Raw genomic sequence first — 17,879 nt, 5'->3', positions numbered from 1 at the left:
AGACTGCCACCGCGGAAAGATTCTGGATTGCTTCGCTTTGCCCGCAATGACGGAAGAGAACCTCACTCCCCGATCAGCGTCAGCCACTCGTCTTCGGTCAGCACCTTGACGCCGTGCTTGTTGGCCTCGGCAAGCTTCGAGCCTGCGCCGGGGCCGGCGACCACGAGGTCGGTCTTCTTCGATACCGAGCCCGACACTTTTGCGCCGAGCCGCTCCGCGGTGGCCTTGGCTTCGTCCCGCGTCATCTTCTCCAGCGAGCCCGTGAACACCACGGTCTTGCCAGCGACGGCCGAATTGCGCTTCGGCTTCTCGGCGTCGACGATCTCGACTTCCCTGGTCAGCCGCTCGACGATGCCGCGATTGTGGCTCTCGCCAAAATAGTCCGCGATGCTCTTGATCACGGTGTCGCCGATCTGGTCAAGCGCGTCCATGTCGGCGATCGCCTCCTCGTCGCCCCTAGCGACCTTGAGGCTGGCATCGTGGAAAGCATCCCAGGAGCCATAGCCGCGCGCCAGCGCCAGCGCCGTGGTCTCGCCGACATGGCGCATCCCGAGCGCATAGATGAAGCGTTCCAGCGCGATTCTGCGCCGGCTTTCGATCGCACCGAAGAGATTGCGCACCGAGGTCTCGCCGTAGCCCTCGATCTCTTCCAGCTTGAGCTTTGAGTTGCGCTTTTCCAGCGTGAAGATGTCGGCGGGCTCCTTCACAAAATCCTCGTCGAAGAAATACTGGAGCTGCTTCTCGCCGAGACCGTCGATGTCGAAGGCGCGGCGCGACACGAACAGCTTGAGGTGCTCGATCTTCTGATAGGGGCAAGCGAACTCGCCGGTGCAGCGGGCACGCGAGCCCTCCTCGCCCGCGGCCGTCTCCTCGCGCGTGACGTCGGTGTGCAGCGGGCACGGGCACTTCTTCGGAAAGTGAAACTCCCTGGCGTTGCTCGGCCGCTTGTCGATGACGACGTCGACGACCTGCGGGATGACGTCGCCGGCGCGCTGGATCACGACAGTGTCGCCGATCCGGATATCGCGGCCCTCACGCAAGATCTCGCCCTTGTTGCCGATGCCCTTGATGTAGTCCTCGTTGTGCAGCGTGACGTTCTGCACGATCACGCCGCCGACGCCGACCGGCTCCAGCTTGCCGACCGGCGTGAACGAGCCGGTGCGGCCGACCTGGATCTCGATGTCGCGCAGCACCGTCATGGCCCGCTCAGCCGGGAATTTGTGCGCGATGCCCCAGCGCGGCGTGCGCGAGACGAAGCCGAGTCGGTCCTGCCAGTCGATGCGGTCGACCTTATAGACGACGCCGTCGATGTCATAGTCGAGTTCGGCGCGCTGCTGCTCGATCGCGTGATGGAAGGCGAGCAGTTCCTCGACCGAATGGCACAACTTGGTCAGCGGATTGGTCTTGAAGCCGCAGCGCTCGAACCAGTGAATCATGCCGCTCTGCGTGCCCTCCGGCATCGCACTCATCTCGCCCCAGGCATAGGCGAAGAAGCCAAGCGGGCGCGACGCGGTAATGGTCGGATCCTTCTGCCGGAGCGAACCTGCGGCCGAATTGCGCGGATTGGCGAACACGGTATCGCCCGCCGCCTTCTGCCGCTCGTTGAGCGCGAGGAAGGCATGCTTGGTCATGTAGACCTCGCCGCGCACCTCGCAGACATCAGGGACGTTGCGGCCCTTCAGCTTCTGCGGAACGTCCTCGAGCGTGCGGATGTTCGCGGTGACGTCCTCGCCCACCGCGCCGTCGCCGCGCGTCGCCGCGGTGACGAGCTCGCCGCCCTCGTAGCGCAACGACATCGAGAGGCCGTCGATCTTCGGCTCGGCGGAGAAGTCGACCTTGTCATCGGCGAGCTTCAGGAAACGCACGATGCGGCCGACGAAGTCGCGCACGTCTTCCTCGGCGAAGGCGTTGTCGAGCGACAGCATGGGAACGGCATGCCGGACCTTCTTGAAGCGGCCGGACGGCGCAGCACCAACCTTCTGCGATGGCGACTCTGCGCTGACGAATTCGGGAAAGCGCTGCTCGATCGCGTTGAAGCGCTGCCGCAGCGCGTCGTATTCGGCATCGGTGACCGAGGGCGCGTCGTCCTGATAGTAGCGCTTGTCGTGGCCCTCGAGTTCGAGGGCGAGCCGCATGTGCTCGACCTTGGCCTGCGCCTTGGTGAGGCCGGTGACGTCGGGAAGCGGCCTTGTCTTGGATTTTGCTGCTCTTGCCATCATGATCAAGGTTCTAGCTCGTCGTTCCGGGATGGTCCGAAGGACCAGACCCGGAACCTCGAGATTTCGGGCTCGCACTTTGTGCGCCCGGAATGACGGGTTGGGATGGGTTCATGGCGTATTACGTCTATATCCTAGCAAGCCAACGCGATGGAGCAATCTATGTCGGTATCACCAACGACATTGTGCGTCGCGTCTACGAGCATCGAATCAAGGCCGTTCCGGGCTTCACCGCCAAATACAATGTTACGCGGCTGGTATGGTTCGAGGCCTATGATGATCCAGTCTCCGCAATATCGCGCGAGAAGGAGTTGAAGAAGTGGAAGCGCGCCTGGAAGGTTAAGTCGATTGAGAGGGACAATCCCGACTGGGATGATCTGTACGAGTCGATCTGCAACTGAGGCTGTGATTCCAGGGCGCTCGAAGATCCGAACCCGGAATCTCGAGATTCCGGGTTCGATGCTTCGCATCGCCCCGGAATGACGGTGCTACGCCGTCGCCGCCTTGAGCAGCCTCTCCGCCGCCGCCCTCGCCTCGGCCGTGATTTCGGCGCCTGCGAGCATCCGCGCGATCTCCTCGCGGCGGTGGTCGGCGGCCAGGGCGTTGACGCGGGTGGCGACGCGCTTGCCCTTGTCGAGGGCGTCCTTGGAGATCAGCAGATGCTGGTCGGCGCGGGCGGCGACCTGCGGGGCGTGGGTCACGGCCATCACCTGGACCTTGCCGGCGAGGCGTGCGAGCCGCGCCCCGATGGCATCCGCCACCGCGCCGCCCACGCCGGTGTCGATTTCGTCGAACACCAGCGTCGGCGCCGAGCCGCGATCGGACAGCACGACCTTGAGCGCCAGCAGGAAACGCGACAGCTCGCCGCCGGAGGCGACCTTCATCAGCGGTCCCGGCCTGGTGCCCGGGTTGGTCTGCACCCAGAACTCGACGCGGTCGAAGCCTTGCGGCCCGGGCGAACTCTCGTCGGTTTCGACCTGGGTCATGAATTTTGCGCGTTCGAGCTTGAGCGGCGCGAGCTCGGCATTGACGGCCTTGTTAAGCTTGTCCGCCGACTTCTGCCGCGCCATCGACAGTTTCTTGGCGGCAGCGGCATAGCGGGCGTCCGCCTCGACCGCCGCCTGCTCCAGCTTCTTCAATAGCGAGGCGCCGGCATCGATCAGCACCACATCGGCGGCATATTTGGCGGCCAGCGCGGCAAGCCCATCGACCGGCGTCGAATATTTGCGCGAGGCGGCACGCAGAGCGAACAGCCGCTCCTCGATGCGTTCAAGCTCGCCAGGGTCGAAATCGGTCGCGGCCAGGGCGGCCTGGAGATGTTGGTCGGCCTCCTCCAGCGCGTTGATGGCGATGTCGATCGCCTTCACCGCCGGTTCGACCAGCGCCGGTGAATTGACGCCGCGGCGCTCCAGCCGGCGCACGGCAGCCGAGAGAGCCGAGACCGGCGAATGATTGCCACCGACGGCTTCCTGCGCCTCGCGCAGGTCCGAGGCGATCTTCTCGCCCTGCATCATGGTGGTGCGGCGCGAGGCGAGCACGGTCTCCTCGCCATCCTTTGGCGCGAGCTGCTTGAGCTCGTCGGAGGCGTGGCGCAGATAGTCGGCCTCGCGCGCGGCGCGCTCCATGCCGGCACGATGCTCCTCCAGCGCGGCGTTGGCGGCGCGGCGCGCATCCCAGAGCGCCTCCACGGCCGTGACGTCCTTTTCGAGGCCGGCGAAGGCATCGAGCAGGCAGCGGTGGGTGGCGGCATCGACCAGCGCGCGCTCGTCATGCTGGCCATGGATCTCGACCAAAGCGGCGCCGACCGCTTTCAGCGTCTGCACGCTGATCGACTGGTCATTGATGAAGGCGCGGGTGCGGCCGTCGGCGAGCTGCACCCGGCGGAGAATCATCTCACCGGTATCGTCCAGACCGTTCTCGGCGAGGATTTTCGCCGCGGGGTGATTGTTCGGGACATCGAACACGGCGGTAACCTGCCCCTGCTCCGCGCCATGGCGCACGAGGCCGGCATCGCCGCGGCCGCCGAGCGCCAACGCAAAGGCATCGAGCAGGATGGATTTGCCCGCACCGGTCTCGCCGGTCAAAACCGCGAGGCCCGTTGCGAATTCGATATCGAGCCGTTCGATCAGGACGATGTCACGGATCGACAGACGCGCCAGCATGGAACCCTATTTCCTAGCCGAGACCCATTTTCTTGAAGGTCTTGCTGATCCATGACCCCTGATTCTCGCTCGGCTCGAGACCGCCGGATTTTACAAGATTATATGCGTCCTTGTACCAGCGGCTGTCAGGAAAATTGTGCCCGAGCACCGCGGCGGCGGTCTGCGCCTCGCCGACGATGCCGATTGCCATATAGGCCTCGGTAAGGCGGTACAGCGCCTCCTCGACATGGCGGGTGGTCTGGTACTGCGTCACCACGGCCTTGTAGCGGTTGATCGCCGCCGTGTAGTCGCGCTTTTGCATATAGTAGCGGCCGACGTTCATTTCCTTGCCGGCGAGCTGGTCGCGCGCGCCCTCGATCTTGGCCTTGGCGGAGGTCGCATATTCCGAGTTGGGATATTTGCGCACCACCTCTTCCAGCGAGGCGATCGCCTTCTCGGTCCGGGTCTGGTCGCGGCTGATGTCCGGGATCTGGTCGTAGTGCGAGGCGGCGATCAGGTATTGCGCATAGGCCGCGTCCGGGCTGCCGGGATGCAGCGTGACGTAGCGTGTCGCGGCGCCGATGCAGCCGTCATAGTCGCCGCCCTGGTAGGACGCATAGGCCGACATCAGCAGCGATTTGCGGGCCCAGTCGGAATAGGGATGCTGGCGGTCGACCTCCTCGAACTTCTTGTTCGCCGCCTTCATGTCCTTCTTCTCGTTCATGAGGTACAAGCCCTCATTGTAGATCTTGTCCGCGGGCTCCTCGACGAAGGTGTCGTCCTTGGCGGTGAACTTGTCCCACAGCGCGCCGGTGCCGCAGCCGGCCAGCGGCAATGCGAGCAAGAAGAAAGTGGCAGCGCGGAGCAGCCCACGGGCCACGATCGAAGCCCTTGGCGAAGCCGAAAGGTATCCGCGCGTCATACGCTGTGCCGACATGAATTTAAGACCTGACGCCCTGTGATGCGGTGCCCGCCAGCCCATGAACCCGTCATGGGCGCGAAATGTGACCGTCGTGCCTGCCATGCGACCACGCCGGTGTAACCGAAAAACGATCTTCAACGAACCGGATAGGCAGGCATTCCGCCCGGATTAAGGCGAACTTGCCGCAATCCTAGCCGATCAACGTTACCAGGAGTTTCCCGGGGGGAAAGCCGCAGCCAGACGCCTGCGACAGCAGGTCGGTCAGGACACATCCGGCCCGTAGGCCGCGGCGATCCGGCCGCCAACCATGCCGCTGCCGACCTCGACGACGGGACGCGTGGTGCGACGGGCCGCCTCGCCCTCGACCACCCGCCAGGCGGTACGGTCGGCGAGCAGCGCGGTCAGGACGGCGTGGTTGAGCTTGTGGCCGCCACGAACTGAGCGATAGGCACCAAGCAGCGGCAGACCGGCCAGCGCGAGGTCGCCGATGACGTCCAGAACCTTGTGGCGAACGCACTCGTCGGCGTAGCGCAGGCCTTCGGTGTTGAGCAGCCGCTCGTCGTCGAACACGACGGTGTTGTCGAAGGAGGCACCGAGTGCGTAGCCCGCGCTCCAGAGCCGGGCGACATCGCACATCAGGCCGAAGGTCCGGGCACGGCCGACTTCGCGGCGGAAGCGCTCCGCACTGAGGTCAAAGGCGAAGCTCTGCTGGCCGATGACGGGATTGGTGAAATCGATCTCGACCTCGGCGCGGAACCCGGTGGCGTTAGGCCGGATCTCGCCGAAGGAGCCACCGATTTTGACCGAGACCGGCTTCAAAACCTGGATGAAGCGCCGCTGCGCCGGCTGGGTGACGATTCCGGCCTGGTCGATCGCCGCAACGAAGGCCGCGGCGCTGCCGTCCATGATCGGCACTTCCGGACCGTCGATTTCGATGGTGGCGTTGTCGACACCCATGCCCCGCAGTGCAGCAAGCACGTGCTCGGCGGTCGAGACCAACGGGCCGTCGCGATCACCGAGGACGGTCGCGAAGTCGGTCGCGATCACCTGCTCGGCAGTCGCCTGAACTTCGCGGTCACTTCCCTCAAGGCCGGTGCGGACAAAGATAAAACCTGCGTCGATAGGCGCAGGTCCAAGGGTGAGAGTGACGGGAAGGCCGGAATGAACGCCAACGCCGGCCACGGAGGCTTGCGCACGAAGCGTTGTTTGCCGGCTAAATTTCATCAGGAACCGCCCCACTACGACCACTGCGACTTATACAAGACCCGACTGACCGGCCATGGCCGCCCGTCCGAATCCGTATCCCCAAGTCACGGCAAACCATAGTCACTGCCCCAAACAGCGCCAACTCACGCTTTTTTACCGATTGTTACCCCAAACCCGCCGTATTCGCGCCAAGGCTTAACCAAATTGCGCCGAGTTTTGGGGCTGCTATCGGCAGCTTTACTGAACCACCCAATGCATAATTAATCATTTAAAATCAGTTGCTTGGGCGTGCAATCCGGGCATTTGCGGGGCCAAAGGAAAGGTCCCGGCAAGCTTCTCGCCGGGACCTTTTTTCGTCTGCCTTATTGTAACAATCCTCAGGTCGCCTGGCGCCGCAGGAACGCCGGGATATCAAGATGGTCGTCTCCCTGTGGCGCGGGCGCAACAGGTGCGGGGCGGCCATGCATGTCGAGGCCCTGCGGCGCGGGCCGGCGAGCATACTCAGACACCGGCTCGTTGGAAGCGATCTGCTGCGCGACGGACCGCTGCGGCTTGCGATCGGGCAACGCCGCCATCGCCGGACCAGCGGTGCGGGCCGCGATCGGCGGCTCGCTCTCCTCGTCGCGACGGCCGAGGCCGACATTGGCGAGGCGCTGCAGCAGCGACAGGCGGGTCTTTTGCGGAGTCTCGTCCTCGACCTCGCCGCGGGCCTGACGAATCTCGGCCTGGGCGGGCATCGGCAGTTCATCGAGGCGCGGCATCCGCGGCGCGCGCGCGGGCGGCCGCTCGGCCTGCGGCGGGATGAAGTTTTCCGGCGTCATCGGCTCGTGCATCGAGAGCGGCGCCTGCTCGGGCTCCGGGAACAGGGTCGGCTTTTGCGCGATCGGGCGCACGGTGACGTCGCCATAGGTCTGCGTTGGCGCAGGCGCCTGCGGGACTTCGGCAACGGCGGCGGCGATGGCCGCGAGCGCCGCACGCTCGACATTGGGGCGCGGAGCCATGGGAGCGCCCGGGCCCGACGCGGCGGTCGGGATCTGGCCTTCCAGCTTCTGGGCACGCTCGGCCATGCGCTGATTGTCGGCGCGCAGCCGTGCGGTCAGGTCGGCAAGACGGCTCTCGGCCACCGCGGCCGGAGCCGGAGCCTGCTGGCCCTGGGGCGCCGGGTTCGCAACCGGGGCGCTGGTGGCCTGGGTGTTGCGGGCGATCGCGGCCTGCTCGATGCCGGTAGCGACGACGGAGACGCGGATCAGGCCATCGAGCGCTTCGTCGAAGGTCGCGCCGACGATGATGTTGGCGTCCTGGTCGACCTCCTCGCGGATACGGGTCGCGGCTTCGTCGACCTCGAACAGAGTGAGGTCCTTGCCGCCGGTGATCGAGATCAGCAGGCCCTTGGCGCCCTTCATCGAGCTGTCGTCGATCAGCGGGTTGGCGATCGCGGCTTCGGCGGCGGTCAGCGCGCGCTTGTCGCCGGACGCCTCGCCCGTGCCCATCATCGCCTTGCCCATTTCCTTCATCACCGCTCTCACGTCGGCGAAGTCGAGGTTGATCAGGCCTTCCTTGACCATCAGGTCGGTGATGCAGGCAACGCCGGAGTAGAGCACCTGGTCGGCCATCGCGAACGCGTCGGCGAAGGTGGTCTTCTCGTTTGCGACCCGGAACAGGTTCTGGTTCGGAATGATCAGGAGGGTGTCGACCACCTTGTGCAGCTCGTTGATGCCGGCTTCGGCGGTGCGCATGCGGCGGGCACCTTCGAAGTGGAACGGCTTGGTCACGACGCCGACGGTGAGAATGCCCATGTCGCGTGCGGTCTTGGCGATGACGGGAGCGGCACCGGTGCCGGTACCGCCGCCCATGCCGGCGGTGACGAACACCATGTTTGCGCCGGAGAGATGGTCGCGCAGCTCGTCGATCACCTCTTCCGCGGCGGCTGCGCCGACGTTCGGCTGCGAGCCTGCGCCGAGGCCCTGCGTGACCGCCGTGCCCATCTGCACGATGCGCTGCGCCTTCGACATCGTCAGCGCCTGCGCATCGGTGTTGGCGACCACGAAGTCGACGCCCTGGAGGCCGGCCGTGATCATGTTGTTGACGGCATTGCCGCCGGCGCCGCCGACGCCGAACACGGTGATCCGCGGCTTCAGTTCGTGAATATCAGGAACATTGATATTGATGGTCATGTTTGCCTCTCGATCACGCGCGCGTGGGTTCGCCCCGGCCGGCGGCCGCGGGAGTTGATGAAAGTCGGGAATTGCGGAATAGAGTCATCAGAAGCCTTCGCGTAGCCATCGCCCGACCTTTCCGAAATAACCGCCGGTCCCTGTCTTGACCTGCTGCCGCGTATGCCGCGGTTCGACATGTTCTTGGTGAACATATTGCGGGTAGACCAGCAGCCCTGCGGGCACCGCGAAGGCGGCGTTCTTCGCCTCGTTGGGCAGCCGGCCAAAACCGAGCGGACGTCCGACCCGCACGGGCCGTCCGAGAATCTGTGTCCCGAGTTCGACGAGGCCGGTGAGCTGCGAGGCGCCGCCACTGAGCACGACGCGCCCGTTGGGCTCTGCCGCGAAGGGCGAATCCTTCAGTCTGTCCCGAACCATTTCGAAGATTTCCTCGGCACGGTGCTTGACGATGGTGGCGATGGTGGCGCGGGAGACGATCTGCGGCAGATCCTGCTCGTCACCGGCCGTCGGTACAGACATCAGCTCACGCGAGTCCGATCCGCCGGTGAGGACGGTCCCATATAACGTCTTGATTCGCTCGGCATCGGCAATGGTCGCCGAGAGTCCGCGTGCAAGATCCATCGTGATGTGTTGCCCGCCGACCGCAAAGCCGGCCGCATGCACGAAGCGACCGCCGGCATAGACCGCGATCGTGGTGGTGCCCGCGCCCATCTCGACGACGGCGGCGCCAAGATCGGCTTCGTCGTCGGTCAGCACCGACAGGCCGGCCACGTAGGGGCTCGCCGCCATGGCTTCGACGTTGAGGTGGCAGCGCTCCACCGCCAGCATCAGGTTCCGCGCCACCGTGGCGTCGCAGGTGACGACATTCATGTCGACGCCGAACTGATGCGCAACCATGCCGCGGGGATCGCGGATGCCCTTGGCGCCATCGAGCGTATAGCCGACCGGCAGCGCATGCAGCACGGTGCGGCCCTCGCCGGTGGCGTGGCGCATGCCGGTCGAGGTCACGCGGCTGACGTCGGCGGGCGTTACCGCTCCGCCGCGGATATCGGCGGCAGCTTCAACCAATTGGCCGGAGAGCCTGCCGCCGGAGACCGACAGCAGCACGGACTCGACCCGCACCTTGGCCATTTTCTCTGCAAGCCCGACGGCCTGGCGCACCGCCTGCTCGCATTCGGCGAGATCGACCACCGCGCCGGCCTTCATGCCGCGCGACTGGATCTGGCTGTAACCGATCAGTTCGATCGCATGGGTACGGCCGCGCAGGGCTTCGCTCGGCGCCGAGGGCTTCAGCCGCGCGATCATGCAGGCGATCTTGCTGGTGCCGATGTCGAGGCAGGCGACGAGGCCGCCGCGCTTGTGCGGCATCGGCCGGGTCTTCGGGGTCTGGGTACGGTCGAGGCCGGTCATGCGGAGTCTCCGGCCTTCTTTTTCTTTTTGTCCTTGAACAGGTCCTCGCGCGCTTTGGCGGCGTCGTCGGACAGCTGCACCACCAGGCGATCGGGCAGGCGCATGTCGACGGCGAGGATGTCGCGGGAGAACAGCTTGTCGTCCTTATCGAGCCTGGAAAGCGTCGCAAGGGCGTTGCCGACGTCCTGCTCGGGCAGGCGGATGTCGAGACCGTCCTTCAGCCTCAGGTTCCAGCGCCGCTCACCGACGTAGATCGCGGCTTTCGTCACCGAATTCACCTGCGGATAGCGCGCGAGCAGGGCCAGGAAGTCGCGAGCCTGGGTATCGGCACCCTTGCCCACCACGAGGGGCAGCGACAGGAAGCGGCGGGACACGTAGGGCTCGAGCACGGCACCGTCATCGGCGATCACGGAGAGCCGGCCAGCCTGCTGCCACAGCGCAAACGCCTTGCGCTCGGTGATCTCGATCATGAGCTGGCCCGGATACAGCTTCAGCACGGTCGCATCCGCGATCCAGGGATTGGCCTTGAGCTTGTCACGGACGCCGTCGGCATCGAGGAACAGCAGCGAGGAACGGCCGCTGACGCCGCCGATCGCAAGGATTTCATCCTGGCTGAGTTGCTTGCGGCCGTTGATGACGACGGAGGTGATGCGGAAGCCAGCGGAATTGGCCAGCGCATTGCGGGCGTCGCCGACGGCGGTGACGAAATCCTGGAGATGGCCGCCCTTGACGATGCCGAAGCCGCAGCTTCCGATCAGCAGCAGCACGGTCATGCTGATCCCGACCCGGCGCGGCAGATAGCGCTCAACCAGCGCCACCATGCGCGGCGGCGGCTCGCGCTCGATGATGGGTATGGCTCTGGCCTTGGTCCTGACCTTGTCGCTCGCGGCAGCACGCCTCTCGTTGCGTTTCTGGTCCACCCACTCGCGCAGAAGCACGACCGCTCCGACAGCGGCCGCCTTCAGGTCAGCTTGGGGCCTCAGCGATCTGAAAAGCGACCGGGTGAGGCTTCCTGCACCATCCATTGCACGAGCTCGTCAACAGTTTGCCCGCGACATCACGCGGGTCCTGGCGAACATGGACGTCTCGGACTTGCCGACCGGGTGCTGGTCTTCAGCAGAAGAAGCCTTTCCCCTTCAAAGCGTTCGCTGGAGGCGAGATCACCCGCAACAGCTCACGCGCCGGCAGCCAAAGCGCCATATGCGCCGCCAGCGTTAACCTTCGGCCTTCCTGGTAAACAAAAGGTAAAGTTCGTTAACGCGGAAAGCTTTTTGCCCCGCGCTGTGAGGCATTTATGCCGCAATGTCCGGCATTTTACCGGTTTTGGCCGCCAAACCAGGCGGTTTCGCCCGTTTCGCCGTTAACCAGTCCTAATTATTTCCGCACCCGCCGTTCGGCGAGCTCAATCAGGCCGCGCAGGAAGTCGACGATCGCGATGCCTTCGGCCTTCAGCGACTTGGGGTAGAGCGAAGACTTCGTCAGCCCGGGCAGCGTGTTGGTTTCGAGATAGACCAGCCCCTTGTCCGAGACGATGAAGTCCGAGCGCGAATAGCCAGTGCAGGACATCGCGCGATGCGCCAGCATCGCCTGCTGCTTCAGCGCGGCGGTGACTTCGGCCGTAAAGCGGCCCGGGCAGATCTCCTGGGTCGATTTCAAAAGATATTTTGCCGCGTAGTCGAAATTGCCCTCGCCCGGAATGATCTCGATCGGCGGCAGCGCGATGATCGAACCGTCGGGCCGCTCCAGCACCCCGCAGGTTGCCTCGACGCCGGCAATGTAGGGCTCGATGACGTACTCCTCATGCTTTGCCGCATTGCGGACGGCGACGAGGTCCTGCTTGGCGTTGACGAAGATCAGTCCGTAGCTCGAGCCGTCCCGCGCCGGCTTCGCGATCAGCCTGCCGTATTCGGCAAAGGCCTCGTCGATCGTCTCGAGCGCAATGTTTGGCGGCGGCGTCACGCCGCCGAGCGCGGCAAACCGCTTGGCCGCGACCTTGTCGAAGGCAAGATGCGAGGAGGCCGAGCCGGATCCAGTGAAGGCCACGCCGCGCGCCTCGCACGTCACCTGCAATTCCCCGTTCTCGGCGCGCCCGCCGTGCAGGCCGAGCACCAGAACGCGGTCCTCGGCCTTGGCCTGGTCAAGCGCCTGCTCCAGCGGAATGCCGCGCGTGCCGGGCTTGAACTCGTCCTCGAACGGACGGGCATGTTCGAGCAGCTGCTTGGACTGGACGACGTGCACCTTGTCCTGCACGTCCCAGAACCAGAGATCGGCCTCGGGCAACGCCTGATGCAGTGCCTGGGCTGAAGCGACCGAAACCAGACGCTCCCGGTTGGAGCCGCCAAAGAGGATGGTGATGCGCATGTTCATAGTCCGCAATCTCTCCAGTTCGTCATTCCCGGGCGCGACAAAGTCGCGAACTATGATGCGCAATTGCGCATCATAGCTCTCGCTTCGCGAGCCCCGGCATGACGGTGATCATGAAACCCCGATGCGTTTGATTTCCCAACGTAGCTCAATTCCGGAATTTGCCTTCACTCGTTCGCGCACGGTCTCGCCCAGCGTTTCGATGTCGTGCGCGGTGGCCTCGCCCGTGTTGATCAGGAAATTGCAGTGCATCTCCGACACCTGCGCGCCGCCGACGCGAAGGCCGCGGCAGCCGGCGGCGTCGACCAGCTTCCAGGCGGAGTGGCCGGGCGGATTCTTGAAGGTCGAGCCGCCGGTCTTTTCCCGGATCGGCTGCGCAGTCTCGCGATGGCTCTGCACTTCCGCCATGCGCGCGCGGATCGCTTCCGCATCCCTTATCTCGCCGCGGAAGCGCGCGGAGGTGAAGATAATGGAGGGATCGACCCCGCTGCTGCGGTAGACGAATTTCATGTCGGCGTTGGGGAAGAGGTACTTTGTACCGTCACGCCCGACGCCCGTCGCCTCGATCAGCACATCCCTGGTCTCGCCGCCATTGGCGCCCGCGTTCATGCGCAGCGCGCCGCCGATGGTGCCGGGAATGCCGAAGTAGAATTCCAGCCCGCCTATATTGGCGCTGGCCGCGACCTCCGCCACGCGCTTGTCGAGCGCGGCAGCACCGGCCGTGACGATATCGCCGTTCGCGCTGGCCTCGCCGAACGCGCGCGGCCCGAGCCGGATCACCACACCCGCAATGCCACCGTCGCGCACGATCAGGTTGGAGCCAACGCCGACGACATAGACCGGAATGTCGTTCGGCAGCTGTGCCAGGAAATAGGCGAGATCGTCCTCATCCGCGGGCGTGAACAGCACCTGCGCCGGCCCGCCGACGCGAAACCAGGTGAGCTCGGCAAGCGATTGGTTGGCGAGCAGCCGGCCGCGGAGCTCAGGCATCGCGGCTTTGAGATCGGGCGTGATGTCGGGGAAGCTCATGCCGCATCCTCGGGTGAGGTGAGCAGACTGCTTCCGTTCCCTCCCCCCTTGTGGGGGAGGGTCAGGGAGGGGGGTAGCCACGAACTCAGACCTCGCCCGGGGCCACCCCCCTCCCATAGCCGAAGCTTCGCTTCGGCGTATCTTAAAAGCACGGCCGCCGAAGGCGGCCTACGCCTCCCCCACAAGGGGGGAGGGAGCGCACTGTGCTTTGACGCAACTTGTGTGCCCCTCATGCGCATGCTCACCCCAGCGCCTTCAATTCGCCGGGCAGCGCGTAGGCCCATTGCGTGATGTTGCCGGCACCGAGGCACACGACGAGATCGCCGCTCTTGGAGATGCCGTGGACGATCGTGGCGAGTTCGTTGGCATTCGGCAGCGCGATCACTTCGCGGTGCCCATGGGCGCGCAGGCCGGCGACGAAATGGTCGCGGTCGATGCCATCGATCGGCGCCTCGCCCGCGGCGTAGACATCGGCGACGATCACGGCATCAGCATCGTTGAAGCAGGTGCAGAATTCCTCGAACAGCGATTGCAGGCGGGTGTAGCGGTGCGGCTGCACCACGGCGATCACCTTTCCGCTGTAGGAGTCGCGCGCGGCCTTCAGGACCGCCGCGATCTCCACGGGGTGATGGCCGTAATCGTCGATCACGGTGATGCCGTTCCACTCGCCGGTCTTGGTGAAGCGGCGCTTGACGCCGCCGAAATTTGCAATGGCGCTGCGGATCTTGTCGTCGGAGATGCCGAGAGCATGTGCGACCGCAATCGCCGCGGTCGCATTCGATGCGTTGTGCCGGCCGGGCATCGGCAGCGCGAGGTCGCCGATCTCATGCGTTGTGCCGGCCTTGCGGTCGCGGATCACAACCTTGAACTTCGAGCCGCCGCCACCGGAAGTCAAATCGAGCAACCGCGCATCCGCCTGCGGATTCTCGCCATAGGTGATGATGCGGCGATCCTCGATCTTGCCGACGAGGCTCTGCACCACGGGATGATCGATGCACATCACGGCAAAGCCGTAGAACGGCAGGTTCTCGACGAAGCTGCGGAACGCGTCCTGCACGGCCTCGAACGTCTTGAAGTGATCGAGATGCTCGGGGTCGACATTGGTGACGATCGCCACTTCGGTCGGCAGCTTCAGGAACGTGCCGTCGCTCTCGTCGGCTTCCACCACCATCCAGTGGCCGGCACCGAGGCGCGCATTGGAGCCGTAGGCATTGATGATGCCGCCGTTGATGACGGTGGGATCGAGGCCGCCGGCATCGAGCAGCGTCGCGACCATGGTGGTCGTCGTGGTCTTGCCATGGGTGCCGGCGATGGCGACGCAGCTCTTCAGCCGCATCAGCTCGGCCAGCATCTCGGCGCGGCGCACCACGGGAATGCGCTGCACGCGCGCCGCCATCAGTTCCGGATTGTCGCGCTTGATCGCCGAGGACACCACGACGACGTCGGCGCCGTCGACGTTCTCGGCCGCATGGCCGACCGTGACCTTTGCGCCCTTCTTGCGCAGCCGATCGAGATTGTAATTGTCGGAGGCATCCGAGCCCTGCACGGCATAGCCGAGATTGACCAGCACCTCGGCGATGCCGCTCATGCCGATCCCGCCGATCCCGACGAAGTGGATGGGTCCAATCTCGCGCGGCAGTCTCATGCTCTATCCCGTCGTTCCGTCGTCATGCCCGGGCTTGTCCCGGGCATCCACGAATCCTTACCACTTCTTGCAAGACGTGGATGGCCGGGACAAGCCCGGCCATGACGGCAAAAGTAGGAAATTTGGCCGGTTTCGCGTCAGATTCCCGCAACTTTGACCACGAGATCGGCGAGCCTCTCGGCAGCATCGAGCCGCCCCGCCCCCTTCGCCGCCACAGCCATCGCGGCAAGGCGTGCCGGCTCGGCGGCGAAGCCGGAGATTTCCGCGGCCAGCCGGTCGGAGGTGAATTCCGTCTGCGGGATGCGGACCGCGCCGTCGACCTTGGCCAGCACGCCGGCATTGGCGAACTGGTCTTGATCGATCGAGCCGGGCAGCGGCACCAGGATCGAGGGCCGCCCGATCGCGGCAAGCTCGGCAACGGTGCCGGCGCCGGAGCGCGACACCACCAGATGGTTGGAGGCGAGCCGCGCCGGCAAGTCTGTAAAGAACGGCGCAAGCTCGGCCTTGATCTTGAGCCTGTCGTAGACCGCGCGCACGCGCGCCATGTCCTCGTCGCGCACCTGCTGGGTGAGGACGAGCCGGCTCCACAGCGCGGGCTCGAGCCGCTCGATCGCACCGGGCACGATGTCGGCCATGATGCGCGCACCCTGGCTGCCGCCGACGACGAGCAGTCGCAGCGGACTGTTCACTTCGGGCGCAGAATATTTCACGGCGGCAGCCGCGAGGATCGCTGGCCGCATCGGCGTGCCGACCGTCGTGGTCTTGCCGGCCAGCGCCGGATCGCGGTCGAGCACGCCGGGCAACGACGTCGCGATGGCGCGGACGCGGCTTGCGAGGAAGCGGTTGGCGCGGCCGAGCACCGCATTGGCGTCGTGAATGATGCCGGGCACGCCGGCGAACTTCGCCGCGACCAGCGGCGGCACCGTCGGATAGCCGCCGAAGCCAACGACGGCGACCGGTTTGAGACGCTTGATCAGGCCGAAAGCAGACAGCGTGCCGGCGGCGAGCGTGAGGCCGGCATAGGCGAGCTGGAGCGGATTGCGGCCGCGCGCAGTCTCGCTTGCAACGACGTCGATCATGTCCTTGCTGAACAGCCCGCTGTAGCGCAGCGCGCGCTCGTCGGTGACGAGGCGAACGCGAAAGCCGCGCCGGATCAATTCGACGCCGAGCGCCTCGGCCGGAAACAGATGGCCACCGGTGCCGCCCGCGGCGAGAAGAATCAGGGGAGACGTGTCCATGGCGAGGAGTTTTACAGGCTGTCAGCTTTCATTGCGAGCCGCAAACGAGGAGTGCTCGTGCCGGGCGCAGCGCAGCGCACCGCTCTTGGCGGCGTGGTGCGCTGCTGAACCGGGGCCCATGTTGCGAGATTCTGGGTCCCGGCTCTGCGCTCCGCTTCGCTGCGCTTGTCCGGGACACGCAATCACGCGTAGCTGCGCATCGCCTCGGCGTGGCCGCTTGCCTCGACCTCGGTGCGCGGACGCAGCCGGGTCAGCGCCAGCATCATGCCGACGCCATAGGCGAGCGACACGATCGAGGAGCCGCCATAGGAGATGAAGGGCAGCGTCATGCCCTTGGCGGGGATGAGTTGGAGGTTGACCGACATGTTGATCGCGGCTTGGACGCCGAACAGGATCGCCAGACCCGAGGCCGCAAAGCGCGAGAACATGTCCTCATTGGCGTAGGCGCGCGACAGCGTGCGGATAACGACGAAGGCGAACAGCGTCAGCATGGCGAGGCACAGGATGATGCCGAACTCTTCGGCCGCGACCGCGAACACGAAATCAGTGTGGCTGTCCGGCAGGCTGCGCTTGGCGATGCCCTCGCCCGGTCCGAGACCGAACCAGCCGCCGTTGTAGAACGCTTCCATCGCAGTATCGACCTGGAAGGTGTCGCCGGAAGCCGGATTCATGAAGCGCTTGATGCGGCCGGCGACGTGGGGAACGAACAGATAGGCGCTGAACAGGCCGGCGGCGGCAGCACCCGCGAGACCGAACACCCAGATCATGCGCATGCCCGCGATGAAGAACAGCGAGCCCCACACCATCAGGATCAGCATGGTCTGGCCGAAATCGGGCTCCATCACGAGCAGCGAGACCAGCATCAACAGCAGCACCAGCGCCATCGAGGTCGCCGGCATCTCGGGCCGCCTGGTCGATTCCGCAAAGAGCCAGGCCGCGACGACGACAAACGAAGGTTTGGCAATTTCAGAGGCCTGGATGTTGACGCCGAGCAGCGTGATCCAGCGCCGTGAGCCCTTCACCTCCGGGCCGATCGCAAGCGTCAGCACGATCAGGATGATGCTGGCCGCGAAGATGATCAGCGCCGAGCGGCGGATCGCCCGCGGTGACAGGAAGGAGACGCCGACCAGCACCATGAAGGACGGCGCCAGGAACATCACGTGGCGGCTGAAGAAGTGGAAGGGATCGAGCCCGATGCGGGTCGCAACCGGCGGACTGGCCGCCAGCGACAGAATGACGCCGCACAGCATCAGCGCCAGGATGGCGCCCATCAGCGGCTTGTCGACGGTCCACCACCACTCGGAAAAGGGGGTGCGTTCTTCACGGGAGAGCATGGGCGGCCGCTTTCGGACAGAGGTCGGTCCATTGGTCGCCGAGGTTGGTTACCGGGAGGTTAAGGAAGAGCGAATGTTTGAAGATGCAGGCGAGCGCCCATCTCAAATCCCCGTCATGCCCCGCGAAGGCGGGGCATCCAGTATTCCAGAGGCGGCGAGGTTCATAACCACAGCCGCGGCGTACTGGATCGCCCGGTCAA

13 protein-coding genes are annotated in these 17,879 nt (G+C 65.3%); 1 reads left to right on the top strand and 12 read right to left on the bottom strand.

Annotated elements, in window-relative coordinates; all coding sequences use genetic code 11:
* Positions 1 to 62: 62 nt before the first annotated feature.
* A complete protein-coding gene (gene ligA / locus GWG65_RS31930) occupies positions 63 to 2,216 on the bottom strand; it encodes an NAD-dependent DNA ligase LigA (RefSeq protein ID WP_275199476.1) in 2,154 nt (717 codons plus the stop codon).
* Positions 2,217 to 2,329: 113 nt separating this feature from the next.
* Here ligA and GWG65_RS31925 point away from each other — a divergent pair, with 113 nt between their 5' ends.
* Entirely contained in the window at positions 2,330 to 2,617 is a 288-nt protein-coding gene (locus tag GWG65_RS31925; RefSeq protein WP_275199465.1) for a GIY-YIG nuclease family protein, read from the top strand.
* A gap of 87 nt (positions 2,618 to 2,704) precedes the next feature.
* Here GWG65_RS31925 and recN read toward each other — a convergent pair whose 3' ends face one another.
* The 11 genes from recN to ftsW form a co-directional block, all read right to left on the bottom strand.
* Positions 2,705 to 4,378, bottom strand: a complete 1,674-nt coding sequence (gene recN / locus GWG65_RS31920) for a DNA repair protein RecN (RefSeq protein WP_275199464.1) — start codon at positions 4,376 to 4,378, stop codon at positions 2,705 to 2,707.
* Between the two features lie 13 nt (positions 4,379 to 4,391).
* Positions 4,392 to 5,294 (bottom strand): outer membrane protein assembly factor BamD, encoded by a 903-nt coding sequence (locus GWG65_RS31915; RefSeq protein ID WP_275199475.1) that lies wholly within the window; start codon positions 5,292 to 5,294, stop codon positions 4,392 to 4,394.
* 246 nt (positions 5,295 to 5,540) lie between these two features.
* Positions 5,541 to 6,503: a UDP-3-O-acyl-N-acetylglucosamine deacetylase gene (gene lpxC, locus GWG65_RS31910; protein ID WP_275199463.1), complete on the bottom strand. Its 963-nt coding sequence runs from the start codon at positions 6,501 to 6,503 to the stop codon at positions 5,541 to 5,543.
* 359 nt (positions 6,504 to 6,862) lie between these two features.
* A complete protein-coding gene (ftsZ, locus tag GWG65_RS31905; protein ID WP_275199462.1) occupies positions 6,863 to 8,659 on the bottom strand; it encodes a cell division protein FtsZ in 1,797 nt (598 codons plus the stop codon).
* 87 nt (positions 8,660 to 8,746) lie between these two features.
* Complete coding sequence (ftsA, locus tag GWG65_RS31900) at positions 8,747 to 10,069, bottom strand: cell division protein FtsA (protein ID WP_275199461.1); 1,323 nt, start codon at positions 10,067 to 10,069, stop codon at positions 8,747 to 8,749.
* Positions 10,066 to 11,094 (bottom strand): cell division protein FtsQ/DivIB, encoded by a 1,029-nt coding sequence (locus tag GWG65_RS31895; RefSeq protein ID WP_275199460.1) that lies wholly within the window; start codon positions 11,092 to 11,094, stop codon positions 10,066 to 10,068. The genes ftsA and GWG65_RS31895 overlap by 4 nt, the downstream gene beginning before the upstream one ends.
* A 349-nt stretch (positions 11,095 to 11,443) precedes the next feature.
* Positions 11,444 to 12,430, bottom strand: coding sequence for a D-alanine--D-alanine ligase (locus tag GWG65_RS31890; RefSeq protein ID WP_275199458.1), 987 nt, complete (start codon positions 12,428 to 12,430; stop codon positions 11,444 to 11,446).
* A gap of 114 nt (positions 12,431 to 12,544) precedes the next feature.
* Positions 12,545 to 13,462, bottom strand: a complete 918-nt coding sequence (gene murB / locus GWG65_RS31885) for a UDP-N-acetylmuramate dehydrogenase (RefSeq protein ID WP_275199456.1) — start codon at positions 13,460 to 13,462, stop codon at positions 12,545 to 12,547.
* Between the two features lie 241 nt (positions 13,463 to 13,703).
* Positions 13,704 to 15,107, bottom strand: coding sequence for a UDP-N-acetylmuramate--L-alanine ligase (murC, locus tag GWG65_RS31880; RefSeq protein ID WP_275199455.1), 1,404 nt, complete (start codon positions 15,105 to 15,107; stop codon positions 13,704 to 13,706).
* 137 nt (positions 15,108 to 15,244) lie between these two features.
* Complete coding sequence (gene murG, locus GWG65_RS31875; protein ID WP_275199454.1) at positions 15,245 to 16,345, bottom strand: undecaprenyldiphospho-muramoylpentapeptide beta-N-acetylglucosaminyltransferase; 1,101 nt, start codon at positions 16,343 to 16,345, stop codon at positions 15,245 to 15,247.
* A gap of 182 nt (positions 16,346 to 16,527) precedes the next feature.
* Positions 16,528 to 17,679 (bottom strand): putative lipid II flippase FtsW, encoded by a 1,152-nt coding sequence (ftsW, locus tag GWG65_RS31870; protein ID WP_275199453.1) that lies wholly within the window; start codon positions 17,677 to 17,679, stop codon positions 16,528 to 16,530.
* Between the last annotated feature and the right edge of the window lie 200 nt (positions 17,680 to 17,879).

Source organism: Bradyrhizobium sp. CSA207 (assembly GCF_029051685.1).
GTDB lineage: Bacteria > Pseudomonadota > Alphaproteobacteria > Rhizobiales > Xanthobacteraceae > Bradyrhizobium.
Note: the sequence above shows the minus strand (reverse complement) of the source record. Positions and strands in the feature narration are given on the sequence as shown.

Bases quoted from the DNA above. Each gene is read 5' to 3' on its own strand.
- lpxC (WP_275199463.1), bottom strand. From the start codon at position 6,503: ATGAAATTTAGCCGGCAAACAACGCTTCGTGCGCAAGCCTCCGTGGCC.
- ftsA (WP_275199461.1), bottom strand. From the start codon at position 10,069: ATGACCGGCCTCGACCGTACCCAGACCCCGAAGACCCGGCCGATGCCG.
- murG (WP_275199454.1), bottom strand. From the start codon at position 16,345: ATGGACACGTCTCCCCTGATTCTTCTCGCCGCGGGCGGCACCGGTGGC.
- murC (WP_275199455.1), bottom strand. From the start codon at position 15,107: ATGAGACTGCCGCGCGAGATTGGACCCATCCACTTCGTCGGGATCGGC.
- ftsZ (WP_275199462.1), bottom strand. From the start codon at position 8,659: ATGACCATCAATATCAATGTTCCTGATATTCACGAACTGAAGCCGCGG.
- recN (WP_275199464.1), bottom strand. From the start codon at position 4,378: ATGCTGGCGCGTCTGTCGATCCGTGACATCGTCCTGATCGAACGGCTC.
- GWG65_RS31890 (WP_275199458.1), bottom strand. From the start codon at position 12,430: ATGCGCATCACCATCCTCTTTGGCGGCTCCAACCGGGAGCGTCTGGTT.
- GWG65_RS31915 (WP_275199475.1), bottom strand. From the start codon at position 5,294: ATGTCGGCACAGCGTATGACGCGCGGATACCTTTCGGCTTCGCCAAGG.
- murB (WP_275199456.1), bottom strand. From the start codon at position 13,462: ATGAGCTTCCCCGACATCACGCCCGATCTCAAAGCCGCGATGCCTGAG.
- ligA (WP_275199476.1), bottom strand. From the start codon at position 2,216: ATGGCAAGAGCAGCAAAATCCAAGACAAGGCCGCTTCCCGACGTCACC.
- ftsW (WP_275199453.1), bottom strand. From the start codon at position 17,679: ATGCTCTCCCGTGAAGAACGCACCCCCTTTTCCGAGTGGTGGTGGACC.
- GWG65_RS31925 (WP_275199465.1), top strand. From the start codon at position 2,330: ATGGCGTATTACGTCTATATCCTAGCAAGCCAACGCGATGGAGCAATC.
- GWG65_RS31895 (WP_275199460.1), bottom strand. From the start codon at position 11,094: ATGGATGGTGCAGGAAGCCTCACCCGGTCGCTTTTCAGATCGCTGAGG.